This window comes from Blastopirellula sp. SH421, assembly GCF_057808535.1.
The window spans coordinates 2,227,648-2,253,618 of record NZ_CM173712.1 but is presented as its reverse complement, the minus strand read 5'-3'; the positions used below and the strand labels follow the sequence as shown (position 1 = coordinate 2,253,618).

The 25,971-nt window shown below is 55.1% G+C and carries 24 protein-coding genes and 1 tRNA gene; 10 read left to right on the top strand and 15 right to left on the bottom strand.

The window, feature by feature from the left end:
- Positions 1–173: 173 nt before the first annotated feature.
- The gene (gene solA, locus SH421x_RS09285; protein ID WP_488855166.1) at positions 174–1,313 is read left to right on the top strand and encodes an N-methyl-L-tryptophan oxidase; all 1,140 of its coding nucleotides are present in this window, start codon (positions 174–176) and stop codon (positions 1,311–1,313) included.
- A 135-nt stretch (positions 1,314–1,448) separates the two neighbouring features.
- On the top strand, positions 1,449–3,077 hold the full coding sequence (locus SH421x_RS09280) for a GumC family protein (RefSeq protein WP_488855165.1): 1,629 nt from the start codon (positions 1,449–1,451) through the stop codon (positions 3,075–3,077).
- A gap of 28 nt (positions 3,078–3,105) precedes the next feature.
- Here the strand turns inward: SH421x_RS09280 and SH421x_RS09275 are convergent, their stop codons facing one another.
- The 5 genes from SH421x_RS09275 to SH421x_RS09255 all read right to left on the bottom strand — a co-directional run bounded on the left by SH421x_RS09275 (position 3,106) and on the right by SH421x_RS09255 (position 8,530).
- Positions 3,106–3,363 (bottom strand): hypothetical protein, encoded by a 258-nt coding sequence (locus SH421x_RS09275; protein WP_488855164.1) that lies wholly within the window; start codon positions 3,361–3,363, stop codon positions 3,106–3,108.
- A gap of 236 nt (positions 3,364–3,599) precedes the next feature.
- Positions 3,600–4,706, bottom strand: a complete 1,107-nt coding sequence (holA, locus tag SH421x_RS09270) for a DNA polymerase III subunit delta (RefSeq protein ID WP_488855163.1) — start codon at positions 4,704–4,706, stop codon at positions 3,600–3,602.
- A gap of 97 nt (positions 4,707–4,803) precedes the next feature.
- Positions 4,804–6,570, bottom strand: a complete 1,767-nt coding sequence (locus SH421x_RS09265; protein WP_488855161.1) for a hypothetical protein — start codon at positions 6,568–6,570, stop codon at positions 4,804–4,806.
- A gap of 279 nt (positions 6,571–6,849) precedes the next feature.
- On the bottom strand, positions 6,850–7,812 hold the full coding sequence (locus SH421x_RS09260) for a DUF1559 family PulG-like putative transporter (RefSeq protein ID WP_488855160.1): 963 nt from the start codon (positions 7,810–7,812) through the stop codon (positions 6,850–6,852).
- 67 nt (positions 7,813–7,879) lie between these two features.
- Positions 7,880–8,530 carry a bifunctional 4-hydroxy-2-oxoglutarate aldolase/2-dehydro-3-deoxy-phosphogluconate aldolase gene (locus SH421x_RS09255; protein ID WP_488855159.1) on the bottom strand — a complete coding sequence of 217 codons (651 nt, stop codon included), beginning with the start codon at positions 8,528–8,530 and terminating at the stop codon, positions 7,880–7,882.
- Between the two features lie 829 nt (positions 8,531–9,359).
- On the opposite strand from SH421x_RS09255, the gene clpX reads away from it, so the two are divergent.
- Together clpX and SH421x_RS09245 are read left to right on the top strand one after the other, a co-directional pair.
- Positions 9,360–10,637, top strand: a complete 1,278-nt coding sequence (clpX, locus tag SH421x_RS09250) for an ATP-dependent Clp protease ATP-binding subunit ClpX (RefSeq protein ID WP_488855158.1) — start codon at positions 9,360–9,362, stop codon at positions 10,635–10,637.
- A gap of 561 nt (positions 10,638–11,198) precedes the next feature.
- The gene (locus SH421x_RS09245) at positions 11,199–12,281 is read left to right on the top strand and encodes a DUF1559 family PulG-like putative transporter (RefSeq protein ID WP_488855157.1); all 1,083 of its coding nucleotides are present in this window, start codon (positions 11,199–11,201) and stop codon (positions 12,279–12,281) included.
- Positions 12,282–12,399: 118 nt separating this feature from the next.
- Here the strand turns inward: SH421x_RS09245 and SH421x_RS09240 are convergent, their stop codons facing one another.
- The 5 genes from SH421x_RS09240 to SH421x_RS09220 all read right to left on the bottom strand — a co-directional run bounded on the left by SH421x_RS09240 (position 12,400) and on the right by SH421x_RS09220 (position 16,859).
- Positions 12,400–12,879 carry a hypothetical protein gene (locus SH421x_RS09240; protein ID WP_488855156.1) on the bottom strand — a complete coding sequence of 160 codons (480 nt, stop codon included), beginning with the start codon at positions 12,877–12,879 and terminating at the stop codon, positions 12,400–12,402.
- A gap of 399 nt (positions 12,880–13,278) precedes the next feature.
- Positions 13,279–14,118, bottom strand: coding sequence for a hypothetical protein (locus tag SH421x_RS09235; RefSeq protein WP_488855155.1), 840 nt, complete (start codon positions 14,116–14,118; stop codon positions 13,279–13,281).
- A 137-nt stretch (positions 14,119–14,255) separates the two neighbouring features.
- Entirely contained in the window at positions 14,256–15,389 is a 1,134-nt protein-coding gene (locus SH421x_RS09230; protein WP_488855153.1) for a hypothetical protein, read from the bottom strand.
- A gap of 371 nt (positions 15,390–15,760) precedes the next feature.
- Positions 15,761–16,249 (bottom strand): ATP-dependent zinc protease family protein, encoded by a 489-nt coding sequence (locus tag SH421x_RS09225; protein WP_488855151.1) that lies wholly within the window; start codon positions 16,247–16,249, stop codon positions 15,761–15,763.
- A gap of 112 nt (positions 16,250–16,361) precedes the next feature.
- On the bottom strand, positions 16,362–16,859 hold the full coding sequence (locus tag SH421x_RS09220; RefSeq protein WP_488855150.1) for a CBS domain-containing protein: 498 nt from the start codon (positions 16,857–16,859) through the stop codon (positions 16,362–16,364).
- A 326-nt stretch (positions 16,860–17,185) separates the two neighbouring features.
- Here SH421x_RS09220 and SH421x_RS09215 point away from each other — a divergent pair, with 326 nt between their 5' ends.
- Positions 17,186–17,503: a hypothetical protein gene (locus tag SH421x_RS09215; RefSeq protein ID WP_488855149.1), complete on the top strand. Its 318-nt coding sequence runs from the start codon at positions 17,186–17,188 to the stop codon at positions 17,501–17,503.
- Between the two features lie 127 nt (positions 17,504–17,630).
- Here the strand turns inward: SH421x_RS09215 and SH421x_RS09210 are convergent, their stop codons facing one another.
- Complete coding sequence (locus SH421x_RS09210) at positions 17,631–18,470, bottom strand: enoyl-ACP reductase FabI (RefSeq protein ID WP_488855148.1); 840 nt, start codon at positions 18,468–18,470, stop codon at positions 17,631–17,633.
- A gap of 214 nt (positions 18,471–18,684) precedes the next feature.
- Between SH421x_RS09210 and SH421x_RS09205 the strand changes: the two genes are divergently transcribed.
- Entirely contained in the window at positions 18,685–20,640 is a 1,956-nt protein-coding gene (locus SH421x_RS09205; RefSeq protein ID WP_488855146.1) for a sigma-54-dependent Fis family transcriptional regulator, read from the top strand.
- 115 nt (positions 20,641–20,755) lie between these two features.
- Positions 20,756–20,828: transfer RNA gene (locus SH421x_RS09200), tRNA-Lys, on the top strand.
- Between the two features lie 360 nt (positions 20,829–21,188).
- On the opposite strand, the gene SH421x_RS09195 is transcribed toward SH421x_RS09200, so the two are convergent.
- The 4 genes from SH421x_RS09195 to SH421x_RS09180 all read right to left on the bottom strand — a co-directional run bounded on the left by SH421x_RS09195 (position 21,189) and on the right by SH421x_RS09180 (position 24,144).
- Positions 21,189–21,596: a toxin-antitoxin system YwqK family antitoxin gene (locus tag SH421x_RS09195; RefSeq protein WP_488855145.1), complete on the bottom strand. Its 408-nt coding sequence runs from the start codon at positions 21,594–21,596 to the stop codon at positions 21,189–21,191.
- Between the two features lie 580 nt (positions 21,597–22,176).
- Positions 22,177–22,629 carry a hypothetical protein gene (locus SH421x_RS09190; RefSeq protein WP_488855143.1) on the bottom strand — a complete coding sequence of 151 codons (453 nt, stop codon included), beginning with the start codon at positions 22,627–22,629 and terminating at the stop codon, positions 22,177–22,179.
- A gap of 468 nt (positions 22,630–23,097) precedes the next feature.
- Entirely contained in the window at positions 23,098–23,418 is a 321-nt protein-coding gene (locus SH421x_RS09185) for a hypothetical protein (RefSeq protein WP_488855142.1), read from the bottom strand.
- Positions 23,419–23,589: 171 nt separating this feature from the next.
- The gene (locus tag SH421x_RS09180) at positions 23,590–24,144 is read right to left on the bottom strand and encodes a hypothetical protein (protein WP_488855140.1); all 555 of its coding nucleotides are present in this window, start codon (positions 24,142–24,144) and stop codon (positions 23,590–23,592) included.
- A gap of 425 nt (positions 24,145–24,569) precedes the next feature.
- Between SH421x_RS09180 and SH421x_RS09175 the strand changes: the two genes are divergently transcribed.
- From SH421x_RS09175 to SH421x_RS09165, 3 genes are read left to right on the top strand one after another with little or no spacing between them, the layout of a single operon-like run.
- The gene (locus SH421x_RS09175; RefSeq protein ID WP_488855138.1) at positions 24,570–24,713 is read left to right on the top strand and encodes a hypothetical protein; all 144 of its coding nucleotides are present in this window, start codon (positions 24,570–24,572) and stop codon (positions 24,711–24,713) included.
- Entirely contained in the window at positions 24,703–25,107 is a 405-nt protein-coding gene (locus tag SH421x_RS09170) for a hypothetical protein (protein ID WP_488855137.1), read from the top strand. Before SH421x_RS09175 ends, SH421x_RS09170 begins: the two co-directional genes overlap by 11 nt.
- Complete coding sequence (locus SH421x_RS09165; RefSeq protein WP_488855136.1) at positions 25,104–25,472, top strand: DUF2513 domain-containing protein; 369 nt, start codon at positions 25,104–25,106, stop codon at positions 25,470–25,472. The genes SH421x_RS09170 and SH421x_RS09165 overlap by 4 nt, the downstream gene beginning before the upstream one ends.
- Positions 25,473–25,971: the final 499 nt, after the last annotated feature.

The following is a 25,971-nucleotide window of genomic DNA, read 5'->3' as shown; positions in this document are numbered from 1 at the left end:
CGGGATTGAAAAAGGCCTGGATTCGGCAAGCTTCCAATCCAAGCCAGAGTGGATAGTTGAACGCTTATAGAGATGAATTTCTTACCGATTTCCCCGTGATTTGCCCGCGTCCTCCGCTTTCTTTCTATGCTTCTCTTCCGTGACTAGCGCCACGTTAATAGGAGGAACCCGTCATGCCGATAGCCTCGTACGACGTGCTGGTGATCGGCGCCGGGGGAGTTGGTTCGGCCGCGCTTTATCAGTTAGCCAAACGCGGCATACGAGCCGCGGCGATAGATCGCTTTCGACCTCCTCACGTTCATGGCAGCTCGCATGGGGAAACGCGAATTATTCGTCAAGCCTATTTTGAGCATCCCAGCTATGTGCCGCTGCTACAGCGCAGTTATCAACTTTGGCGAGAGATCGAAGCCGCGTCGCAGCGATCTCTCTACCACGAAGTAGGATTGATCGAGATTGGTCCGCTGGATGGGATCGTGCTGCCAGGCGTGATTCGCGCGGCTCAGCAGTTCGACTTACAGATCGATCGTTTCACACCTGCCGAAGCGGCCCGTCTGTTTCCGCAGTTTCTGTTTCCGGCCGAGCATGCCGTCGTCTTCGAGCGTCATGCTGGCTACCTACGCGTCGAGGATTGCGTCTCGGCTTATCTCGACATGGCCCAGCAGCATGGCGTTGACCTGATCGCCGATACCGAAGTCTTTCAGTGGCGCGCTGACGGTGACGGGATTTGCGTCTGCACTGCTAACGGCGAGTACCGCGCGGCCAAGTTGATCATCGCTGGCGGTCCTGGCGCTGCGACGCTGTTAAGCGATCTACCTATCCCGCTACAAATCTTGCGCAAACATCTTCACTGGTACCAGATTAACGATCCTCGGCTGCAAGCGTCGAACGGTGCTCCGTGCTATTTTTATGAGTCGTCGCAAGGCTACTTTTATGGCTTCCCCGAGCTCGCTGCCGGCGAAGGCTTAAAAGTCGCCGAGCATGGAGGAGGGGAGCCGCTCACTTCTCCTTGGAACTATGATCATGCGGTCGATCCTGCCGACCAGCGCCGCAACGAGGCCTTTTTGCGACGCTCGATCCCCGGCGTATCAATGCGGTCGGTTCGTCACGAAACCTGTCTTTATACGATGACCCCGGATGAGCACTTTTTGCTCGGGCTTTATCCCGGCGATGACCGAATTGCGATTGCAGCGGGGCTTTCGGGGCACGGCTTTAAATTTACGGCGGTGCTGGGAGAAGCGTTGGCCGATTTGATCGAGCAGGGAAACAGCCCATTACCGCTCGATTTTCTGTCGCCTGGCCGATTCACCACTTAAATCAGCCAACTCTTGCGGCGATCATTTCTGCAGAGCAGCCCACAAACGCGACCTATACTTCTGCGCGCACGCTGACGCCCTGTCGGCACAATCGTCAAAATCGATCCGATCCGCTTACCCTGCATTGCACGCATCATGAACGGTTTGCTAGACTCCGCCCAACTGCAGTATTGGCGTAAAACAGTTATCGAAAAAAAATGGCTGATCCTCGTTCCGATGATCGCCTGCGGTCTGCTTTCGATCGGCTACTCTTTGGCGATGACCCGACTCTGGAGCGCCTCGCAAACGCTGGTCGTGCGCGATGCGGCGATCGGTCATCTCGACCAACAAGGCCGCTTTAGCACCATTGACGATATGCGGACCGCGCAAGAGACGATCGTCCAGGTAGCGCGTAGCACCGCGGTCGTGAAGAAGGCGCTCGTCGCTGTTGGGCCCACCAAAACTTCGCCAGATTTCCCTTCGCTCGATGATATTGATACGCTCCGCGGTCGCATCGGCGTCTCGCCACCCAATGGTGCCGAGTTTGGTACGACCGAAGTCTTAATTTTGTCTGTCGAAGGAACCAGCCGTGAGCGAGCCGCCGAGTTGGCGACTGCGCTGTGTGACGAATTGCAGTTGGCCCTCCAGCGGGTTCGAAACGGCAAAGCGGCCAGCGTCATCTCAGAGCTGGAACGCGCAGTCGAATTGGCGCAAGGAGATCTCAATGCGTCGACCAGCAAGCTGGAGATCTTTGAACGATCGGTCGGTAGCGACTTAGGAGAACTCCGCAGTCTGAACGAAACCAGTTCGGCCGATGGCAAATTGCAGGCAACGCACCGCCAAATCACCGACGAGCTGCGTCAAGCCGAATCGCAACGAGACATGTTGAGTGAGCTGCTCCAACTGCTTAGCGACACCAAGAACGAGCCCGAGAAACTGCTCGCTGCCCCCAATCAACTGTTGGCGGCGCAGCCGGCTCTTCAGCGATTGAAAGATGGCCTGGTCGACGCCCAATTGAACAAATCCCAGCTCCTAGGACGCATGAGCGTCAATCATCCGCAAGTGCTCGCCGCAATAGCCGCCGAAGCAGAAGTCCGCGAAAACCTGCTGGCCGAGTTGGCCAGCGCTCATATCGCCGTCGCCAACCAAATGCGTGTCAATCAAGCATTGATTGTGTCGCTGGGCAAACAAGAAAAAGAGGTGCAAGCGAAGCTCGGAAACCTTGCCGGCATGCGAGCCCAGTATGACAATCTCGCCTCCAATGTGCGCGAGCGTCTCGAGCAATTAGCTGGAACGCAAAAGCAATTGAGCGACGCCAAAGCCAACTTGCTCGGCGCCGAATCGACCAGCTTGATTTCGCGAGTCGACTCCCCGGTCGTCGGAACCTATCCCGTGGGGCCTGGCCGTACGATATTGATTCTAGCAGGCATCGCCGGAGGGCTAGTGATTGGCATTGGCTTACTCGTACTCACCTCACCGGGACCGGTGCAATTTGGACGGCGTTTGAGCGATCGGCTTTGGGGGAAGCGAGCGAGTGATCATCCAGACGGACCCTCCGCGAGTATTCAGCCGGGGGGACGTAGATCGGTCGATCCGCCAGCGCTCCCTGTGCAGCCCGCCGATCAAACCACCGGCGGAGATCGCCGCCAACGTCGAGACCGACGCGCCACCGATACTGCAGAAAATCAACGCCAAGCTCGCGGCGGCGCAGCGCCGTTGGTTCCGCCGCTCGCCGAGGGTGACAGCGCAGCGACATCAATTTCTGAACAGACGCCGACGAATTAACGTCATTTTCACGTACCGCAGTTGACTACTAAAGCTGCGCCCCAAATTTGGCGCCAAACAGCCCGGATGTCAAAAATGCGGCCAAAGCGCCGAAGGTCACGGGAGCTTGCACATGATATTGCCAAAGCGCCGCCGTCGAAACATCATCCGCAGCCAGGTAGAACGCTAATATCGCTCCAATCGGTGCGGTCAGCACAGCCGTCAACAGGCCATACGTTACTGCATTAGTAAGATTGAATTGGGGATCGTCCGATTTCTTTGACGTCCGTGCGATATTTGTGTTCATAGTAAATTCGGCGATGCAGAAACCGCCGCCTCGCTAGCAGATGAGTGGTGTGACGGTGCTTCCATGACCGCCAGTAATAGAAAGTACGGCAGAACAACTTCGGCGGTTCGCACTTTCCTTAGCAATTTGCAATGTTCCTTGTGGCGCGTCTGCGCGGCGCCACCTGCTGATCGCATCTTCAGTACGATTGGCAGATTACACAAAGATCGTGTGTACCGGAGATGAATTTTTTGAATTTAGCGGCGATCTGCAGATTGCTGACGCGGATCCAACTCGGCGGTGAAGCCGACCAACATTTTTTCGAGCGCCAATCTGCCGCGCGAATCGTGCGAATGGGTCCCTTTGAGCGAAAGATCCAGCCGCAGTAGCTGCTGAAACAGCCGTCCTGCCCGGATGCTGCCCAGCCGCTTCAGCCGCTCTTGCGCCTCGTCCAGCGCTTTGGGCCAGTTTGGGAAACCAGCGTCCGCCAGCGCATTGCGTAGTGACTTTGACTCTCCGGTCCGTTGCGCACGCTGATAAATCCTGGCAGCCGCCGCATACCGCCGCAACGACCAAGCGATCTGGCCAAACAGCTTTTGCGGCCGCTCACCCATCTGAAATAGCCGATCCAAGTCTTCTAACACGCCGGCGGTACGCCCTTCGACCGCCGCGTCCACCAAGTCCCAGATCGCTTTCATTCGCAATCCGCCCACCACGTCGCGCACCAGGTCGGCGCCAACTTTGCCACCCGGCTCTACAAACAAAGACAAGCGAGCCAGATCCTGGTCGATCAGTCCCAGTTCGGGCCCGATCAGCTCGACCAGCATCTCAGCAGCGTCACGCTCTAGCTTGATCTGGTGCGTCTGTTTGGCCCATTGGATCATCCAGTCGTGCAGCGCTTTCGCGTCAGGGACGTTGCGTTTGCCCACCTTCTTCTCAGGTAGATTGCAATCCACCTGCAAACCGGTTTGATCCAGTTTTTTGAACAGCTTGGTGATTTTGGGCCAGCTTTCGACCACCAGTACGAGTACGCCGCTACGTTTTGGCTTGTCGGCGTACTTTTCTAGCTCAATCCGATAGCGGGTAACAAAATCGTCCGCTCCATCCAAGATCACCAACCGCCGGCTACCACCACCAAACAGGCTGACCGTGCCGACTTCGTCAATCACATCGCGCCACGCCGCGGTCTTGCCGTCAAGCCGCGCGATCGGCACATCTTCTTCGCCGGCGCCGACCACCGCATGACGAATCTGCAGCAGCGCCAACCGAGAGAGCAACGCCTCGCGGCCGTAGACGACCACCATGCCCGGCACTTCACCGGCGACGGTCTGGAGAAAATCAAAGCAATGAACGGTTTGCGACATGCCGAAGATCGGTCAGGCAGAGTGTGACTTCGCCCAGCCGCAGATCGATCGATTGCGGCGAACAGCAGATACATAACTGCTGTAGCCTAACGGCCCGTTAGCGGATTGTCACGGGTAGAGAGGCCTGGCCGGGGGAAACCGAAGTGGGCCGGATTGACTTGATTTTTCCTTGCGGCGTTAGTCCGTCGTTGGCGATTGGTCGCGAAATCTTCGATTCGTGACGGTTGCCGGCCGCGTCGATCGCGATGATTTTCAGGTAAATGTCGGCGGGAACGTCCGGCGTGATTCGCCAGGCAAAGTGGCGATCATTGGGCAGATTTTCGGCAACCGGTTTCCAGGGCCCTTCCGGCGAGCCAGCATAATAGATCGAAATCCCTTTCTCTCCCAAAAAGCGATCTTCCGCTTCCCATTCGATATCAAGCTGGCCGACTCGTGCGCCTTGGCCATACACTACATTGGCAATCTGGGCCGTGGGAGGCGTTTCGTCCACCACAATCCAAATATCGGCCAGCGAACCGGCTTGCGGACGACGACCAGTCAGGCCGTTGCCTCCTTCGACCACCACGCGAAAGCCGTAGGTTCCTTCGGTTTGAACTTCGACTTCAATCGGGCTCGTTCGATCAGGATCGATCCCGCCTGGCTCCCAGGTCCGTCCTCCGTCGCGAGTAATCCAAAGCTCCACTTGGCCAATCCCGGACGGGCCGACCGCGTCAACGCTATAGTTCAACTCAAACTTCTTGAAGTTGACATACTCGGGCGTTACGCCGGGGGGAACTCCAAGATTTGGCTCTGGCGCCTTGGGGCCGGCAACCGCCGGTTCAATCGCGCTGCTGACCGGGGACTCAACATTCGGCCCTGCCGAATAGCTCGAATAACGTGATGGGTTCGCCGCGCTGCCGCCGGCTTGCGCCGATCCAGGCATCGCCCCCATTCTCCCCGTCCCCGGCAGCGCCGGTCCCGGCGAAGTGGGAGCGGGATTCTCGGCCAAGGGGCCAGCCGCCGGTGCAGCCGGCGAACCTGGCGGGCGATTGTCCGTCGGCCAGGGGACTGATGCCGGTTGTTGATTGTCACGACGTCGGAACGGGTCTTCCGGTCCACCGCCGCTGGGCGTTCCGCGATAGATGTCGCCGTCCGGAACCGGACGCTGAGCATCGACGCTGCCCCATTGAGGTCGCGTTGCGACCAAGGGAACGGTGGTCGTTTGCTGAGCACTAGCGACATTGCCGGCACGATCATGCGCTTCAAAGCGAACCATCAGATAGCGGCTCGACGCATGTGGGAACCAGCGGGTCTCGCCGGCGATCACGTTGTCTTGGTTGTAGGCTTTCGTCCCATCGACGGTCACGTTAGTAAACGGCGAATCGGGAGAGGTCTGATACGACAAATAAACATGCGCGGGATCACAAAGCGCATCGCTGACCATCCAACGGGCGATGACTTCGCCGCTCGGCAGCGGATTGAGCTCTAACTTGACCGTCGGCAATTCGGTGTCGACCCGCACTTTTAGCTCTGGCTTTTGGACGGTGTTAGACACTTTTCCGTCACGTGTCATCGTCCGGACTGCAAACCAATATTCGCCGTCATTGTTGGTCTGAAAGACAAACCGATTGGCGCTGGGCGACTCGCTGCGATACTGCGTCCAATTGGTTCCCTGATCGTTAGAAACCATCAGATGAACTTCGACCGGCGGATTGGCGCCATCCTGATTTACCTGAAAGGGAATCGCAAATTCACGCTGCCGGGTTTCCATCACTGCCGCGGTCGCCGTTGGGTCGCTGGGACGAGCCTGTTGCGCAAGCAAGCCGAGCGGGCCAACGATTAGCCCAACTAGCCCCAGCGATATTTGGCGAACGATAGTAGTCAATGGATGTAGCTGCCCTGACGACGTCTGCAACAAAGTGAACGATGATTCTTCGTTACTATCGGACGCCAAGGAAATGTCGCTGGAGATAGCAGCCCTGATTGGTCCTGTTAGCGAACCATGGGAAACTTTGCCGACCACGAAGACTCACCCGGTCGCCAAGGAGCTGCCGGTTGTGCCGGCAGAGAACCGACCCCAGCACCGCTCACAAATATCCCAAGCAAAAAACAACCCTCAGACCACCCAGTCCCCTAGGCAAACCCAAGCTAGTCTCCGCGCTGCCTAATACTGCATTTCGTTCAACTGCAGTTGCAGATCGTCACGGACCTCCTCTTCGCCGCTGCGTGTCGCCATATCATGCATCAGCGTTTGCTGAATCACATCGGGAAGCAGATAGGTGTCGCCATTGGCCATGACAACATTTCCCGACAGACTATTGCTCAGGGTCGCCGCGTTGTCGGGGTCATTATCAATCAGCAGCGAATCACGATTTAGGTTGAGATCTTCTGGCTGAGTCCAGGTGATGCCGGGGCCATTTTTTTCGACGACCAGCAAAGTCGACTCTGATTCATCCTTACAGTCTTCTTTTTTGACGCCTCCTCCATCGGGAAACAGCGTTTCCTTCCCTTTGATGACGACAAACCGCGTGTCGTAGAAAAAATTGGAGTCTTCATCAAAACTCTTATAAACGCTCGGCATTTCGCTCAGGATCTGCATGTTCTCTGGGTCATCCCAGGCGAGATTCAAGTTGTAGCGGTCATAGATATCCTGGTGCCCCAAAAACGGCAGCAGCAAAACGCGCCACGAATGCTGAGGCTTCCCTTTGGCGTCGGTCGTAAAAGCCGGCGGATAGGCGCCATACGTCGCATAGTAAGAGCTCATCCCCTCGGCGATCCGTTTCAGATTGTCCCGAGAAGCGTCATTTTGCGTCTGCTGTCTCGCTTGCTTGATCGCCGGCACCGCAACGCTGGCGACGCCACCGCCACAGATTGCCAGCAGAGCAATCCCGGCAAAACTAACTCCCAGGATCAGCATGATGCTTGACAACGGCATCCGCGGCTGATCGACCTGCGCTAAGCGTTTATTCACCACAGCCGGGGAACTGCCTAACGGCGCGCCGGAAGTACCTAGCTGCGGAATCGTAATCGACTTGGCGCAAATGGCGCACGGCCCAGATTGACCGGCGTAGCTTTCGTCAATTTCCATTTGCGTCCCACAGTGGGGACAGTGAAATGAAATCGGCATAAGATCAGAGCTTCTCTGGGAGAGGGCGAAGGACACCGCCGATTATAGGCGGCCCCATCAGCAATCGCTAATGACTTGCGCGGAAGTCTCGCACAATCTGGACATACTGAGCCGCCAGATCCGCGATCCGCTGCATATCGCCGCTGGCGACCGCATCCTTTTCAATCAACGAACCGCCCACCCCCAACGCACAAGCTCCCGCTTTCAAAAAGTCGACCGCCGTCGTCAGATTTACTCCGCCGGTTGGCATCAGTTTGACATGCGGCAGGGGACCATGCAGCGCCTTCAGATACTGCGGTCCGGTGATTTCCGACGGAAAAATCTTGACCACGTCGGCGCCTGCCTGCCAAGCGGTGATCACCTCGGTCGGGGTCAGCGCCCCCGGCAGGATCGCTTTGGAGTAGCGCCGGCACAGTTCAATCGTCTCTAGATTGATCGCCGGCGAGACCACAAACTCGGCGCCCGCCAAAATGGCCAGTCGAGCCGTTTCGGGATCCAAAACGGTTCCGGCGCCCAGAACGATCTTCCCCCCCAAGCGGTCCGCAACCGCTTCCAGCACCTGATGCGCCTTGGGAACGGTAAACGTGACTTCGATCGCGTTGACCCCGCCGGCTAGCAGCGCTTCGGCGATATCAATGACTTGTTCCGCTCGATCGGCCCGCAAAACAGCGACAATTCCGGATGCGGTGATTCTATCGACAATGGTCGGCTGGGACATGATTTCAGGGCTTCCCAAATTGAAGAGGTGCGTCGTGTGGTGGCAAGCGGCCGATGCAGCGGAGCCCGGCGATCCGAAAAAAAAGGTAAACTCTCTCGAGACCGTATTTTACGGATTGCTTTGTCAAATCGGCCAAACGTGAGATAATAACAAAAACAGACGCCGCTCGGGCCGCGCGGTCGTCGCTCGCCTTACTTCGCGCAGCTGGTCACGTATGGACGCAGAATCGTTTTGGAACCTAGGACAGGGAATAGTGCTACTAGTGCTTTCACTCGTAGCATTGACACTAGCGTTCCAAATTATGAGAAGGTTTCGGGATCGCGCCGATGACGACCTGCCAGAGCAAGAAACACTGCTATCAAACTTCCGGGATTTGCATTCACGGGGTGCTCTGAGCGACGAGGAATTCCGAAAGATAAAGACGGACATTTCGACGCAAATCCGTAAGACGGTTGGAGATTCAACAGATGATCCACCGTCAGGCTCGCAAAGTGATGTCTAAGTTTTTTGCGGTTAACTTCCGCACAAACGTAACGATGCGTTCGTACAGCGAGGAGTTCAAGCCTGGGAGGCTACTGGGTCGAAATCACACGGTGTGTGGTCTCGAGCCCTGACTGTACGGAAGCTTGAGATAGATTTGATTTAGAGAATTGATAGCTCGACTCTCTGCGGACAAGGATGCCCCCCGGGCCCACGGCTTCACCGCCAACGGCCAATCGAGCGACACCTGGGAGTTTGGAACCGAGTAGGCGATCGTCGCCCTCTCGCCCATGACGCGCCGTAAAAAGCGCGCTCGGTTCAACTTTGAGAAGCCGTAAAGGAGTAGTGAATGCCCGCGGGAAAAGATATCACTGGTGGTCGTCGCAGTTCAACCAACAAAAAGAACGCTTTCTGTTCGTTCTGCCGTAAAAGCTACCGTGAAGTGGGTCCCTTGGTCGAAGGCCCTGGCGACGTATACATCTGCGGAGAATGTATTGATCTCTGCAAGTCGATTCTCGAACAAGAGAATCGACGTCGCGGCGCCAGCGGCAAATTGTTCAATCACGTGCCTAGCCCGCGTGAGATCATGACGCACCTCAACGAGTACGTCATTGGTCAAGGGAATGCCAAAAAGGTGCTTTCTGTAGCTGTCCACAATCACTACAAGCGATTGATGATGGGCGCCGAAGGCACTGGCGTAGAAATTGAAAAATCAAACATCATGCTCGCCGGTCCGACCGGTAGCGGCAAAACATTGCTGGCTCGCACACTAGCTCGCATGCTCAACGTGCCGTTCGCCATCGGCGACGCGACCACGCTGACCGAAGCCGGCTATGTGGGCGAAGACGTCGAAAACCTGCTGCTGAAGTTGCTGCATGCGGCTGACTTTGATGTCGAAGCGGCTCAACGCGGCGTCCTGTACATCGACGAAATCGACAAGATTGGCAAGACGTCCAACAACGTCTCGATCACTCGTGACGTTTCCGGCGAAGGCGTTCAGCAAGCGTTGCTGAAGATGCTGGAAGGGACCGTCGCCAACGTTCCGCCGCAAGGGGGACGCAAGCATCCCGAGCAACAGTACATCCAGATCGACACCAGCAACATTCTCTTTATCTGCGGCGGCACGTTCGTCGGGATCGAAGAGATCGTTCGCAAGCGTCTCGGACGCAAGTCGATCGGCTTCGGCCAACAGACCGGATACAAGAGCGAAGCCGACTCGGCCGAATGCTTGCGTCAGGTTAACAGCGACGACATCCTAGAATTCGGTTTGATTCCGGAACTCGTCGGACGCCTGCCGGTTGTCTGCTCGCTCGAACCGCTGGATGTCAGCGGACTGAAGAGCGTGTTGACCGAACCCAAGAACGCGTTGATCAAACAGTATCAACAACTGTTCGAGATGGAAAATGCACAACTTGATTTCTCGGATGACGCTCTAGAAGCGATCGCTCAACGTGCTTTGAACAAAGGCACCGGCGCCCGCGGTCTCCGTTCGATCATCGAAGAAGTGATGCTCGACATCATGTTCGATCTTCCAGAACAAGAACCCGGCAGCAGCTTCTCGATCACTCGCGAAGTGATCGAAGGTCGCGAGAATCTCTACAAGATGCCAGAAACCAAAAGTGCGTAAGAAAACTCTCCCTCCTGCTGTTTGACGTAGCAACTCTGAATCCGCAACTGATGTGAAACCGAAGCTCCGACCGTCTCTCCAACGGTCGGAGCTTTTTTTATGCGCATCAACTTAAAAGCGAACTGACCTGACCTCGATCCAAGCAAGAGAATGGTCGACTCATGACAAAGCGAGACCGCACAGAGTAATCGTCAATAAAATGCCTCTGAGCAAAATCGCCAAGCGATTTCCCTACCGCATCCCACGCCAGCTTACGGGTGAACTTTTCCTTTGCGAGGAAAAAGTCTCTTCGATCAACCATCTAGGTTGTTGATCTAGCCAACTATTGTGGCTATTCTAGGGGGTCGGCCATTTATTGATACTGGCTTTCAATATCAACTTACCTCCGGCGCCGCAGCCAGCCCTAACCACTCCCTGACATCACCATCAACCTGCGAATGAGCCCCTCCCCGGGGTTTTCTGGCCAGGACTCACCCGCCTGACACCAATCTTGGCGACCGCGAGCCTTCTGGCTTACGCGCCAAATCAAGCAGCTTTCCAAAACCAGTGGGAACCGATTCAATGCATTTTCAAACGCGCGTAGCCCGTAAGCCAAATACAGGTTTCACGCTGGTAGAGCTCTTGGTGGTTATCGCCATCATTGGAGTCTTAATTAGTTTATTGCTTCCAGCGGTTCAGCAAGCTCGTGAGGCTGCGCGACGCATGCAGTGCAAAAACAATTTGCGCCAGGCGACTCTGGGGATGATTAACTGGGAACACACCTACGGCTATTTCCCCTATTCGCGAACCGGATCGCTCTGGCGGATACTCGCATTTGTTGAACAGCCGACTTTGGCGGAAGCTTTTAACGCCGCCCAGCATCCAACGCAGAACTATGGCTACAACGGTCAAATGAATCCGAACTCGGCTGCAACCTGGCCTGCAGAATTAAAAGAATTGATGAACGTTTCGGTGCCGACATTCGTCTGTCCGAGTACTCCCGGCGATCGGACTGTCACGGTCAGTGACAGCGGCGGCAACTTTCCGGTTCAAGCGACCGACTATACAACTCCTCGAATTCCGGCATTGCGACCGGTGAATCATCCGCTCTGGTACCAATCCGGAGAGCCGCAAATGCCCATGAATACGGCAATGAGCCCGAGCGATTCACGCAGTACCGATCCAACCCGTCGCGGGGCCAAAGCTGGTCAAATCACGGATGGTTTCAGCAATACGTTGATGTACTACGAATGCGGAGGCTCGCCGCAGCTCTACGTCAATCGCAAAGTCGTCACCGGGAACGTTTCGATGGCATGGGCTGGTGCTGGCGACGGAGTCAAGATGCGGGCCTATCGCGCTGACAATCTTACGGCGTCGACTTCTGGATCGAGCAGCGGAAAAGGAGATCCTAGCAACCCAAGCGTTCCACTTGCTCCCACCGACACAAATTCGGGAAGCGCCTGGGAAGCGGCAATCGATATTGAGCCCGGCACTTTTCGATTTCTTAACCACACCAATTCTGGGCAGCCTTACTCGTTTCACCCTGGCACAGTGAATATTTCGCTCTGTGATGGCTCGGGGCAAACGCTAAAAGAATCAGTCGATCTCTCCGTCTTTCTAAACCTGATGCTTCGCGATGATGGAGAAGTGCTGGGCGAATACTGATCGCCCCTCCTCGACTGGATGCAGCAACGAATCTAATTTTGTCAGCCCCGACTGCTTCTCCAACCGTCGGGGCTTTTCTATGCGCGTCAGCGCCCAGTGCAAAGCTGGGCAGCCACGTTTAAACAGAACCTGTTCTCGGAAGTCCCAAATACTGCTCCAAAGTCAGATACAAAACGATCTCCACTCCTACCCGCAAGCTCACATCGTTAGCCTGAAAACCAAGCTGGGCCGCCAGACGGTTGAAGTCCGTGACAAATTGCTGCGACGTTGTGGCATCCAACCGCAAAAAATCTCGTGCATAGATCTCGACCAACTCCTCTACATTGCCCGAGTAGATTGGCTCGTCTTCCATGTCATCATCCTCATCGTCCCCGTCGTCGTCCTCGCCATCCGGAACCGTGGTGTCGGGAGGTGAAAGGTACTGAGGCGGCGTTGTCGTGTACTGCGGTGGAATTGTTGTGTACTGCGGTGGCGTCGTGGTGTATTGCGGCGGAGTGGTGGTATACCGGGGATCTTGCGTCGTAAAATCTTGCGCCGCCACCGGCAGCGTGATCCACAACATCAAGACCAGCGCGAGTGCGAGAGTAGGGTATTTCATGTCAGCGATCTCCTGGGGGGCGCACTGAGACCTATCGGCAAGATCTGTTTGGATCTGCTGGAGGCCGTTTCTCAGATAGCCTGACTGCTTCGAACAAGGGCCTGCAGAGTGACAGTGCAAATCGCGTGCGGAACCGAGAGATTGGAAGCATCCATTCGGTAGACTTGCCAGGAATTGGCGTTCAGGCCTCGGAAGATGCCTTGGTTATCGAGGATGCATAGGTAGCGAGCGATCTAAAGAGAGAACACGGCTGCTGCGGGTGTACTCTAGGCGTGCTGGATGAGCGTTAAGCGATCAAATCTCAATGCATAGATCGGCTCAAGCTTCTGGCCAAGTTCGGCGCAGTGCCTTTCATTTTAGCTGTTCATCGATAGCAGCCGTTCGATTGGTAAAAAACTATCAACGTGTCAACGCATCATCCAATAGATAGGGAACGCACCTTGCCGACAGCCGCCGCGTTGCGACTCGTAGAGTCGCCTCCTTCAATAAAAGGACGGTCGCCAGCCTCGAGACGACCCAGGTTGGCGGCGCGACTTTGATCCGAGCGCTCGGCGTTGCAATTCCGCGGAGCAGACAAAAGTCGGTTTGAAATTCGTTCGCAGGGCTTCGCGGCCAAATTGGGATCGCCGACTGAGCAACCTCATGTTTCGCACAAGTTTTCCCGGGAAAAATCTCTTGGGCATGTTGCCAGGCTTCCCCCGCGATGCGTGCGATCGAAAAGCTGGTCGCCGCAATCGGTTCGTACTCCAGTCCCGTAATACCGACTTGCTCAAAAATGGCGTGCAGCCGATTTGAGATCAGGAACTCGATTCCCCAGCGCCAGGGGCGATGGATCTCGATGAACTCATGCTTACGATTTTTAGGTGGCCTAAACGACGCTCCTTGGATCAAATCAACGTCGATGAAGCATTGGTCGCACGTTCGCGATGAAAGATCGAAGCCGAACTGACCATAGTCCAATGCGGCTGGAGAAATCGTGAAGTATTCAAATTTTGTGAGCGAATCTTCGGTGACTTCCCGATGGTGCGAGCGGACATATCGATGCGATGATCGCACCTGAAAATGGCTGTCCAGGAACGCGACCACTTCTTCGTCACTCGCCTCCACAGAGACCATGCCCTGAAACAAGACAGGCGAATCGATCAGACGATCACGGATCTTCGCCGGAAGCGAATTGCGCATCGCGTCCAGAGATTCCGTCAGCGAGGTGCTGAAATAGGAGTACCATTCCACTAGCATATTTGCCGCTTCGTTGGGTGAAACGAGTCAGTTCGTACTACAGTACCCATGCTGCGACCGATTCAAAACATGGGCGCATAAAAAAAACGCCGACCAAACGGCCGGCGTTCTTGATTCGATTCCATCCATTCGCCGCACTAGCGGAACAGCGAAGTTCCACCCGGCAAGTAATAGGTTGGTGCGCTGCGGCTGGTTCGTTCCCATTCTAGCAAGACCTTGTCTTGGGTCGGCGGGCTCGGTTGGGCCGGAGGCAAGGGGGTTGGCGCCGAGCCGATTTGACGCGACGCCTGATCGGCTGCGATGTTCATTGCGGCGTCGTTGCGTGCCGGATCGCTGCCGCCGCGATGATAAAAGCCTTCACTTGTGGCGGTGGCGCTCACTTGCATGAACGGCTGTTTTTGCTGGCCGCTTTGCAGCGAAGCCATCGAGCCGTTAGCAGTCGCCGCAGCTACGTTGTTAATCGGCGGTTCAGGGCTTTGACCTCGCATGACGAACGGTTCCGTTTCGTTCTGGGCGATCGGATCTTGCGGGCCGCGAACATTCGCGATCGAGCTTCCGTCACGGACCCAGTCGAGCCACGCGACTTGCAGATCGCTTAGGCTGCGATAGCCGTAGAATTTGTGCGTCGTACGGGTCCAGTTATTGGACCGCATCCCTTCGCCGACGTACTCGACATACTTCGGCTTGCCGCCTTGGACGATCAAAAAGCGAGCCAGCGAGTAGCCTTGCGCGTACAACGGCAATACGTCGGAAGGATATTCTTCCATCGCAAACATCCGATTGAACGCGATGCCGCGATCGGTCGTCAGACATTCGTACAACAGTTTGGTGTTCTTGTTTTTCTCCGAGTCATGCTCGACCGTCGTGCAAGCGCCTTCGTCAGCCCAGCGGGGTAGGGGACGACCAAAGTGGGTTGCGAAAACGGTGTGCAAAATTTCGTGCGGCAAGACAGAGTCAAGAATCCGTTCTCGCGAACCTTGGATCTCCATCGTCCAACTGAACGGCACTCCGCGATTGAAGGCAAACTGGGTGAAACCGCCGGCGCCGCCGCCCACTTTGACCAAGATCGGGCACGGCTGCGACCACGGGGGAAGCTCGCGTCCGAGCCATTCCAATGCTAGTTGGCGACGAAATCCTTCGGCCGCTTCACAGGTTTGTTGGGCCATTTGCTTGTCGGGAGCAGTGACCACAAAGTTTTCGGTACGGTGATTAGCGCCAAGCGATAGTGCGGCGCCAAAGATGACTGCCGCGAAGCAGATACGAGCTTCCATGCTCTTGGAATCTCCAAGTTTTCTGGGATCGTGCAAAACGAGTCGCCTCCTGCAACTCGTCATTAATCGCCGCAGCTGTTCCGGGGGAGAACGTTAGCGGCTCCAACGACGCTGATTCCGATCGAGCGTCGCATTTTTGTCAGTGATTCGCAGTGCAGTGCGATTCCAGTCTCTTTGCTCAGCGATGGCTCCCTGGGGAGCCGCCGACCGTCCTTGCCGTAGTCGCCGTTTGTAAAGATTACAGAAAACGTAATCCAGATGGCCGCGATCACAAAGAGCAGTTTTCGCCAGTTCCGGTGATCCGCAATTCATGCTGCTAGCAGAGCACCAGCCCAAGCCTGCGTCCGATACGCACCGCAGGCCCAATTCGTTCACGTTTTTGGGCGTCGCTTTTTCTTTTTCGCCGGCGTCGGTTTTTGACTCAGCAGAAATCGCTTTTCGGAATTCACCAAAAATCTACCTGCCAGCGCTGTTCGTCCCAGCAGCATCCGGCAGAGCATCGTCTTGCGGCAAACCAAGCCCAGCTCAATCACAGCTTGGTGCGGGCCAATCTGAATCGTCGTCTCGACGATGAGTCGATCGTGGACGCTGCCGTTGCTTGACTTAATCCGCGTACGGCGCTTGATGGGCGCTTCGATGGTCACCAGGTTGTCGCGGTTGACCTTGGAGAGTGCGACATGAAACAGAACGCGATCGCCGGGCAACTCTTCAAAATCGATCACATCGATTGCGCTAGAACGTGCGCCGCTGTCTGACTTTGCCCGAATCGGCGGGACGCTCCACTCAGGCAGGCCGATGTATTCTTGCCAGCCGATTACGGCGATTTCACGGATCTCGTCTGTCACTTCACCCTCGCACATATTTCCTCGTGCTCAGGCAAAATTATAGTCGATTTTAGCCGATCGCGGGCAGCCCAATCAAAGCGAAGTGAGATACGATCATCCCCTTCGCCACGCGCCAGCCGTCCAGGGCTTAATCAACCGGGGACTGATCGACATCCAGGATCGCACTGAAATACATCACAAACTTGCCGTTGCGGCGACCTTTGATGGTATCCACCAATTTAACCGCCGCATTTAAAACGTCGCGGCGACTGATCTGCCCTACCAACTTGCCGCCGCGTAACACCGGCAAGCGGCGATACTCGGTATTCTTAAAGACCTGAATGCACTGCAACAAGTCGGTTTCTTCTTCAATCGTCCGATTGGGGTCGGTGTTCATGAAGGCCCGTACTTCGTTTGACGGCAACTGTTCGTACATCGCATCCAGCAAAAAGCTCATCGATGTCTTTTCTGAAAAAACGCCCAAGTACTGACCTGCCGCGTCAATCACCGGAGCACCCGAAATCCGATAGTAGAGCAGCTTGCGAACCGCCTCCAGTGCGTCATCTTCGGGACGCAATGTAATCAGTTTCGTCGCCATGAAGTCGCGCGCCACAGGCGCCCGATTTTCGGTAGTTTGTAGAGGCATCGTAAAATCCCCTTTCCCTAAGACCTAGGTAATGATTGGATGAGCGGGGAGCTGCTTCGATTATCAGGGGCGTCATCATTTTAAACTTGCCTGCGCCAAGGGTGCAAACACTTTCTGCAAACTTTGCGGCATATAAAAACCCAATACATAAGCGTTAAAGGATGTCAGACATCCACAAGCGGGTACATGCAGTTTCGCCAAACTATCCCAAAGAAATCTGGGGGCACAGGACACATCGACAACAATTTGACGGGAAAGGGTAATCCAAGTAATCTAACAGTGGCGCGCAAATTTTGTCCTGCTTTATGTATGGAAAGGAGACCACTATGTTTAAGCCGGGCGATCCCGTGGTTTATCGCAAAACCAAACACACCACGCATCCCGGCCCTCGCGCACATGACATTGACCCGGAGCCGCGAGGCGAGTTTTATACGTACGCTGTCGATAAGTACTGGGTGATCGAGCAAATCGATCAAGATGCGATCGTGGTCCGCACACGACGCGGCAAAACCCATGCGATCCGGCGCGATGATCCTCGCCTACGTCCCGCCAAATGGTGGGAACGTTTTTTCCTTCGCGGTCGATTTCCAGGCGCTGAAGCTGGACAAGTGAACTCGACCGAACACTCGACTGAACAGTCGTAGTTTTCGACCACCTCTTTAGAATCAAAAACGCCGAGCCGGGGATCAAACAACTCCCCTGGCTCGGCGTTCTTTAGTTTCTGGCTGATCGCTGCGGCAAACTTGCTGCGGCAAACTTAAACCTTGCGCCCTAGCTCTTCAGCTTTTCCTTCATCTCTTTCACCAGATCCAGCATCCGCCCCGGAGTCCCCATCTGGTTGTAACCGCCGTCCACATGCAAGATCTCGGCCGTCACTCCCTTGGACATGTCCGATAGCAAATAGCAACCGGCTCGCCCCACTTGCTCGTGCGTGATGCCGTCATTGGTCGGTGCGATCGCCGCGTACATCTCCAGCATCTCTTTGGCGCCTACCGCGCTGCTGGCCAATGTCTTCAGCGGGCCCGCACTGATTGCGTTGACGCGAACGCCGTCGGCGCCCAGATCATAAGCCAAGTACTTAACGATCGAATCCAGCGCCGCTTTGCAGACGCCCATCATGTTGTAGCCCGGCACGATCCGCTCGCCGCCAAAGTAGGTCATGGCGCAGACCGAGCTGTTTTTGCTCAAAATCGGGCGTGCGGCGTTGGTCAGCGCGATCATGCTGTAGGCGCTGATATCCATCGCCAACTTGAAGCCTTCGCGACTGCACTCGACCGTCGGCACGCGCAAATCATCCAGCGATGCGAACGCGACCGAATGCAGCAGGAAATCGATCTCGCCAAATTCCTGCTTGGTCGTTTCGATCACCTCGGCCAGGTTTGCGTCCGATTGCACATCCAACGGAACCAAAAACTTGGCGTTCGGGTTCCCTTCGATCAGCTTGGCGACCTTGCCCCGATTCTTCTTGCGCTGATCTTCTGGCTTATCCGGCAGGTGCGTAAACCCACACTGGCCGCCAGCAGCCATGATTTGCTCTGCAATCGCCCATGCGATCGAACGATCATTGGCCACGCCGACGATCAGCCCTTTTTTGCCTTCGAATAATTGCACTGCGAGATCTCCCTCCGCGTAGCGCCAAAGTCTTGCGACTCGTAAACCGTGAGCTGACTGTTGATTCTCTCAACGGCCGGCCAAGTAATAATCGCCCAGAATACCCGTTTCCGCGTCCCTTCAAAAGCGGACTTCCTGATACGCCCAAGGCCGATACCAAATCATTTTGATAACATACAGTCGTTATCCATTGACGACACCGGCGGAGTTTGGCATGGGCGGAGCCCTTTACGACGAAATCGAATCGGCCCTCTTGTTGGGCGAACAACGCGATCTGATCAGCGCCCCGCATCTGCGAGTCGTGGCCCTGGCTACCTCCGAAGATCGGCTCGACAAATACCTGCACGCTGCGCTAGACGCCATCTTTCAGCGCGGTACGGCCGACTATCTGGCCGTCGCCGTCCGCAACAACCTGGGCCAATGGTCCCCCATCGCCGAGGCGGGCCGCCGCTACCCGTTGCCAACCGCTGCGCTGGTCGCCGCCGTGGACGCCGCCGAGCCGGTCCTGGCCGAGGGTTGGCTCGCCGTTGCGCTGCACGGCGACAAGTCGCTGTCGCTGGTTCTGGCCGTTCGCAGCACGCCCGATCTGGTCAAAGCGCTGCAAGTTCGCGCTGCGCTCACGGCCCATCTGCTGGGCTACGGCGTCGGCCTGATCCGCGAACGCATCGCTCGCCTGGCCCGTTTGAAGCGGCTCGAACAAATGCTGGCGATCATCGAATCGTGGCAAAAAACCCGCGATATGCATACGCTGCTGACCGAAATGGCCGAAGCCGCCGCCGAACTGTTTGGCGCCGAGCGGGCCAGCATCTTCCTCTGGGATCGCCCCAAAAAAACCTTGGTCGGCCGCCCAGCCCTCGGCATCGCCAGCGGCGAACTGCGCGTGCCCGACGATCGCGGCGTTGTCGGGCACGTCGTCCAAACCGGCCAGTCGCGCCGCGTTGACGAGCTCGAGCAAGACGAAATCAATCGTGACGTCGATCAATCACTCGCTTTTCATACGCGCAACTTGTTATGCGTTCCGCTGGCAGGGCGTCGCGGGCGAATCTTTGGCGCGTTCGAGCTGATCAACAAGCGCCTCGGCAACTTTACGGCCGAAGACGAGCTGGGCCTGACCGAGCTGGCCGCCCATGCCTCTTCCGCGCTCGAAAACACCCAAGAAACCGAACGCATCCTGGCCAGTCGCAATCGCCTGGCCGACGCCGCCGCGGCCGAAGCCGAGCTGATCGGCGATTGCCCAGCGATCGCTACGCTGCGCGGCACGATCCGCCGCGTCGCCGAATCCAATTTGCCGGTCTTGGTTCTCGGCCCCAACGGCTCTGGCAAAGAAGTGGTCAGCCAATCGATCCACTATCGCAGCGATCGCCGCGCCCAGCCGCTGGTCGCCGTCAACTGCGCCGCAGTCCCCGACAGTTTGCTCGAGAGCGAGCTGTTCGGAAGAGAGCAGGGCGCCTTTACCGGGGCCGACGAAACCCGACCCGGCAAATTTGAACTGGCCGACGGCGGCACCTTGTTCCTGGACGAGATCGGCGATCTCAGCCTGGCCGGCCAATCCAAGCTGCTCCGCGTCCTCGAAGACCAACTGATCCTGCGGGTAGGCGGCACCACCGAGATCCAGGTCGACGTCCGGATCATCGCCGCCACCAATCGCGACCTGGGCGAACTGGTTCGCGCCAAGAAATTCCGCGAGGATCTCTTCTTTCGCCTGCACGTAGTGACGATCGAGCTGCCGCCGCTCGGCGAACGGGGCAACGACATCATCACGCTGTCCAACCACTTTTTGCACCATTTTTCTCTCAAAACGGGCCGCCAAACGCCTACTTTGTCCGATGCGGCTCAGCGGCGCTTGCTCGCCCACCATTGGCCCGGCAATGTGCGGGAACTGCGTAACACCATGGAGCGGGTTATCTTTCTGCACAGCGATGACATCATCCAGCCTGAGCAGCTGCAATTTCACTCGCTAGACTCCCCCGACGATTCCGCGATGAACATCCCACTAAATGACGCAACCGCAGAATTTCAAAGACGTTATATCCAGCGGCACGTCGACGCCGCCCAAGGCAACATCAGCGCCGCGGCCGAAAAAATCGGAATGCACCGCTCGAACCTCTACCGGAAGATGAAACAGCTAGAAATGCTGGGCGAAAGCACCCCCAGCGAAGCCGACGAATAAAAAACGAAGCGGAAAACTTGGAGCCCGCCTTGGTAACGACCGATGTTAGCGTTACATTATGGAACTTCAGGGAGACGCGAACCTGCCCATCAGCAATTGCGTCTCCTCAGATAACGCTCCTTTAGCTCAATCGGCAGAGCAACTGACTCTTAATCAGTAGGTTGTTGGTTCGACTCCAACAGGGAGCACTTGTAAACAGCATTTGATCAGCTGGCCCTCACGGGTCAGCTTTTTTTATGCGCCAATGGCTCATCTACCGCGTGCCACTGCCTGGCTTGCCCAGCAGTGCTGTCCTGCCCAAAGAGCCTGAATTCAAATAACCAGCCGCGTAGGCTGGGTTATTGAAGCAGCCAAGTCCTACGAAAACCGAGGTTTCAAGAAATAGCAGCTTCCGGATAGGCTCTTAGTGTGCGCCTACCCCCGCCACGTAACATATATCGGATGCTAAGCGATCTTGTGCGTCCACAATACGGGCAAGCTTTATCTGGATCTGGCACGCTTGGTCGGCCTGAACTTCCCAGGCATGAATGTGATCGGTTGGAAACAAGCTACTGCTTACCTTCTCGTTTCTGCTGCACATACTTTGCCAACGTGGTGTTCTCTTTCAGTTCGCGACGGACTACCACTTCTCCCGATTTATTCCATTCTTGATACTGGAGTTCGACGCCAAATTCATACTCGACAACTGACTTTATTGAGCCATTGTCGTGCCACTCTTTAAATTCTCCATTGGCTTGACCTCGCTTCGCAAACCACTCTTTTTCCAGTATTCCGTTCGGGAACCACTCTCGGACAATGCCTTCTTCAAAACCGTTTACGAAAGTCGCTTCACGTTCGAGTGTTCCATCTGGATACGCAAGAAACGCCACTCCCGAATACGGTGAGCCATCAAGGATGAGTACGTCTTCATCCCATTCCAGTTCTTCTTCATTGATTCTTTGTTGAAAATCCATCATTTCCTACCTCACTTCAAGAATTCCGCCCCTTGCAACAGATGGTCGCAGCCGCGTAGGCGTTCATGAGTGATGAGCGTAGTGAAAAAAACTTGCCCAATCTGAGAGCGAGTGTAACGTCGCATGCAGATATTAAGATGGCTTTCTCGCCGTATTCCAACACAAAAATTGCTGGGTTACGCCTATCGGCTAACCCAGCCTACGCCACTCTCAACGTGCAACGCAGCTTCTAACCGCGCATGCCCAAGGCCAAGCGTCAGGCGTGTTGACTCTGGCCTACTTGATTCTAAGCAGCATGCGTCAGACATCGCAGCACCATGCAAGTCGAGCGGCTGCCACGCCCACCGCTGAGCATGCCCGAATCAATCGGCAACGACCGGGCGACAGTTGACCGACAGAACCCCGACAACCGGCAAGGAGGGGTCAAATCGCCCAGCCTGACCAAAACGGGCAACCGGCATAAGTGGCAGCCCTTCCGACTGAATTTGTGGTTGCGAAAATCTTGGGCTACGCGTCAATCATTGCGACAGGAACATTCACACAAGGGCAGAGCGAATCCATTCACAATTTCACAAGAGGATCACTACGGCTGGACGATCGGATAATTCGACAGCAAACCAACAGGCAGGTACACCCCGTCTGACTCGGTCTCTAGCAGATCCTCAATGCGATCAATTGCCAGGTCAAGTTGCTCCAGGTCTGATGCCAGCAATACAGCCCCGCCATTTTGAATAATAATTACATGACCTGGAATACCTGGACTTGGCTTCCAATTGGTTAGCTCTACCCAGAATGCACAAACGGGATTTCCCTTCTCGTGATACTGAACTTCGAAACTATTGTGTAAAATCGTTTTCAGTTTTTCTAGTCGCAACGTCAATTCTTTGCTCGCTTTTGAACTTGCAACTGGCAAAACCCATTTTACTTTGCGTGGTTCACTGCCGTGGCCATAGCTTGCATTGCAAAATATAAATACAGCACTGAAGAGATGTATTGCGAGCATCTTCGCATATGTTTTGCTCAAATTATTGGTCATCTAGAGCGCCTTTCTTTTTTGTGATCGCAGTCTCGTAGGCTGGGTTAGCCGACAGGCGTAACCCAGTTTTCATTCTGGCAAAATCTCACGGCGTTGATGAGTGATGAGCGTAAAGAAAAAAACTTGACCAATCTGAGAGCGAATGTAACGTCGCGTGCAGATATAACAAGGCTTTCTCGCCGTATTTCCACACAAAAATGCTGGGTTACGCCTGTCGGCTAACCCAGCCTACGCCACTGCGATCCATTTTCGTCAAGCGCAGGTAAGCACCCCACATCGAAATAGGCCAACGGCTGCGACAGCGCACAAAGATAAACCGGCCGGCTACTGTGCGGAGTAAAAAAAGTGAGCCAACCGCCGATCAATTCCATGGAGCCGCCGGCGACAAAAAGTAAGAGATCAGCACGTCCCCACGTACTGCAAAACACAACAGAAAACCCCTGAGATCAAAGGCGGTTGCGGCGCAAATCACGAACGATTATGCCTGTACATATTTATACCCAAAACCAACCCGAAAGGCAATCGATAAATCGTCGAAAAACTTCTCGTATCCAATTTCCATGGGATCAGGTAACAATCGCTCAGTCTGTGGATTGTGTCCCTCATTGGAAGATTGGTGCCGTTTTCCCTGTTGACGAATTCGGTTATCTCCCGGAGTTGAACAATTCGAGACTCGGCATCGGCCTGCGCCTTCTTGAACTGCTCTTCGGTGGTGACCGGCTTAGGTAGAAGAATCGTCACCTGCTTTTCGGCGTGTGGCTTGGTTTCGGTTGGTGCGTCGGTTTTCATCGGCCGCCAGTTCGTCACTGAGAAACGAAACTCCCGGCGTACTGGTTACCGTCGCCAATGGTTGCTCTGTCTCCGGCTGGCCAACTGGACCAACGAGAAGGACCGTTGCGACAATGGCCGCAATGCCCAGAATGACCGCGCCGGCTATTGCGTAAGGGAATAGGTTTTCTTTTATGGCGTGCTATCCATGTCGTCTTGCCATATTTCGCTTCGCACTGAGTGACCAATCTCTTGCTTAACGTCGTCCAATACTTGACGAAATTTTCCTGGTAGCGATGCGAGCGTGCGATTGCAGTGCCCACAAAAAAGCTGGGTAGAGTCAGGCTCATAAATCGATCCAGACTCGCTATATTTCACGACACGATCGCAATGCGGACAAAACCCGACAATGTCGTGAACGCGATTTTTTGTCCACGTCCATCGCCAGACCACACCCCATCGGTCGAACTTTGTGAATTGATAATATGGCGGACCCTTCTCAAGTTGCACTGATAGCCAAAGCCATCCGACAAATAGAACGACCATCGCGGCAAAAATGGCAAGAGCCCAAAATAGCCAATTAGATGCATGTGAGTCACTTCCAAGCCAAGACCAGATGCTCCACCCTGTATTTGGAATGGTGACGGAAACGAATCCCGCCACCTGCGCCCAGAACCACCAAAACAAAGCTAGCGCAACCGCCGTGACAACAGCGGTGATCGTTTTTGATGTGACATCCTTAAACATGTGAAAGCCTTGGCGCTGTCGCTAGGGGATCGGCGGCTGAATAACGATTCGCTGGAACATAATCGATCTCGCCCAATTCTCCCGCGCCGAACGCATCAAAGCTAGACATTGATTACCGCTTTCGGGCGGGTTATCCTTTCCCTTGCTGGGGCGGTCGCTCCTACTCAGAGTTTCACGCATTAACACGACGCGACAAGGACCGACCCGGCCTTCTTTCTCCCGAATCAACTTAGGGGTTCTGTCATGAGTGGTCTCAATATCGTTGGTTCCGAAAAGATTAAAGATCCGGCAATCAAAAAGGCAGTTGAAAAACTGCAAGCCGAGAACGGGAAGCTTCGGGAGGAGGTTTCGCAGTTGCGGGAACAGATTAGCAAAATTCAGTCGCACCTAATTAAAAATCACGGATACGTCGAAGGCCTGAATGCGTGACCGAACCAGCCCTGACCGTCGGCGATCAGCTTCAACAGCTCGAGCAACTCGGCCCCGATGATCCCGTCGTCGGTCCATTGCTTGAACGTCTCGATACGCTGGAATATGAGATAGGGATCCTGCAACGTGGTGAACAGTAAGTCGGTCTGGAAGCGTCAACGCAAGCTGCTTCAGCGGATTGCCATAAAGGCTTGCTATCGAACTGATTCAAACGTCGCGTTTTCTGAATTGAGTGGCGATACCGATCTGGTAAGATACGATTTTTTTGCGCTCGGCGAAGATGGGCTAATTGATTACAGGGATGACAATTTTTCGTGCAACATGGATGTTATTCGCCCCGTTGCTTTCTCTTGTTTTTTGACGCGTGCTGGACTTGCTGAATTGACGGAGTTTGAGAAGCCGATTATCGAAAGAGTCTGGGAAAAACAGCCAGCAACGGTTGTCTCGATAGCCATAGTCGTTATTCAAATTGCATGGACGCTCGCATTTGCCGCTTGGCTTTACTTTCAAAACAGAGGCGATGTTAGCCCGTGAAACGCGACATGGAACTAGTGCGAGAGATTCTCGTTTGGATGGAGAGTCAAGCGAATGGCTACATCACGGGCCCCATCGAGATCGAGGGTCAAACCAAAGAGGGAATTTACTACCACTGCTACTTAATGAAACAGGCGGGTCTTATAGATGGTAGCGATCAGGGAATGGCGAACTATAAAAGCCCTGGAACGCGACCTACCTCAATCACTTGGCAAGGGTATGAGTTTCTTGAAAACGCGAAACAAGAAACTCTCTGGAGTGGAGCCAAGCGTCAAATTGGCTCGTCATTTAAGGAAGTATCGTTCGCCGTTCTCAATGGGGTTCTGACGCAGCTCGCGATGAAACAAGCTGGACTCAGTCCGTAGGCGACTTGGTCATGTCTGCGGCGGGTGGTAGTCCATGAATTGGAAGATATTAACCACGCGGTAGAGTCAATGAAAAGAAGCCAAAGTCGCTCTGTTGCTTCTGAGTTGTGCAGTGGTAGAAACAGAAGACTTTGTCTTTGGCCAGTGAGAACCGACGCCATGCCCTTATCACGTCTTCGCGGGAAGAGCATGTCTTGGGTGTTGTGATAGTGATCGATTGGTTCAAACGCTCTGCGACCGACCTCTCCTGAGCCAAAACTGGCTCAGCCTGTTGCATCGGATCGTGCACTGGCGAAGTGGCCGAAACTCTCGCCTGTCTGATTCATCTATGCCACATCGACACCACAACTTGCATGCCCCATTATGGCCGGATATCTTTATCCACAAGAGGGGGCGTTGGTTCGTCGCAGGAGACTGCAGGTGGATGGAACGCTGTTTCGCGCCGATTCCCCTATCACTTCTGCACACTCTTGAAATCGATGGGGTTGCTCGGCGTATG

Coding starts and splice junctions, on each gene's coding strand:
- SH421x_RS09180 (WP_488855140.1), bottom strand. CDS start 24,144: ATGTTTAAGGATGTCACATCAAAAACGATCACCGCTGTTGTCACGGCG.
- SH421x_RS09245 (WP_488855157.1), top strand. CDS start 11,199: ATGCATTTTCAAACGCGCGTAGCCCGTAAGCCAAATACAGGTTTCACG.
- SH421x_RS09240 (WP_488855156.1), bottom strand. CDS start 12,879: ATGAAATACCCTACTCTCGCACTCGCGCTGGTCTTGATGTTGTGGATC.
- solA (WP_488855166.1), top strand. CDS start 174: ATGCCGATAGCCTCGTACGACGTGCTGGTGATCGGCGCCGGGGGAGTT.
- SH421x_RS09235 (WP_488855155.1), bottom strand. CDS start 14,118: ATGCTAGTGGAATGGTACTCCTATTTCAGCACCTCGCTGACGGAATCT.
- SH421x_RS09195 (WP_488855145.1), bottom strand. CDS start 21,596: ATGATGGATTTTCAACAAAGAATCAATGAAGAAGAACTGGAATGGGAT.
- clpX (WP_488855158.1), top strand. CDS start 9,360: ATGCCCGCGGGAAAAGATATCACTGGTGGTCGTCGCAGTTCAACCAAC.
- SH421x_RS09280 (WP_488855165.1), top strand. CDS start 1,449: ATGAACGGTTTGCTAGACTCCGCCCAACTGCAGTATTGGCGTAAAACA.
- SH421x_RS09225 (WP_488855151.1), bottom strand. CDS start 16,249: ATGTGCGAGGGTGAAGTGACAGACGAGATCCGTGAAATCGCCGTAATC.
- SH421x_RS09275 (WP_488855164.1), bottom strand. CDS start 3,363: ATGAACACAAATATCGCACGGACGTCAAAGAAATCGGACGATCCCCAA.
- SH421x_RS09230 (WP_488855153.1), bottom strand. CDS start 15,389: ATGGAAGCTCGTATCTGCTTCGCGGCAGTCATCTTTGGCGCCGCACTA.
- SH421x_RS09260 (WP_488855160.1), bottom strand. CDS start 7,812: ATGCCGATTTCATTTCACTGTCCCCACTGTGGGACGCAAATGGAAATT.
- SH421x_RS09220 (WP_488855150.1), bottom strand. CDS start 16,859: ATGCCTCTACAAACTACCGAAAATCGGGCGCCTGTGGCGCGCGACTTC.
- SH421x_RS09190 (WP_488855143.1), bottom strand. CDS start 22,629: ATGACCAATAATTTGAGCAAAACATATGCGAAGATGCTCGCAATACAT.
- holA (WP_488855163.1), bottom strand. CDS start 4,706: ATGTCGCAAACCGTTCATTGCTTTGATTTTCTCCAGACCGTCGCCGGT.
- SH421x_RS09185 (WP_488855142.1), bottom strand. CDS start 23,418: ATGAAAACCGACGCACCAACCGAAACCAAGCCACACGCCGAAAAGCAG.
- SH421x_RS09255 (WP_488855159.1), bottom strand. CDS start 8,530: ATGTCCCAGCCGACCATTGTCGATAGAATCACCGCATCCGGAATTGTC.
- SH421x_RS09215 (WP_488855149.1), top strand. CDS start 17,186: ATGTTTAAGCCGGGCGATCCCGTGGTTTATCGCAAAACCAAACACACC.
- SH421x_RS09205 (WP_488855146.1), top strand. CDS start 18,685: ATGGGCGGAGCCCTTTACGACGAAATCGAATCGGCCCTCTTGTTGGGC.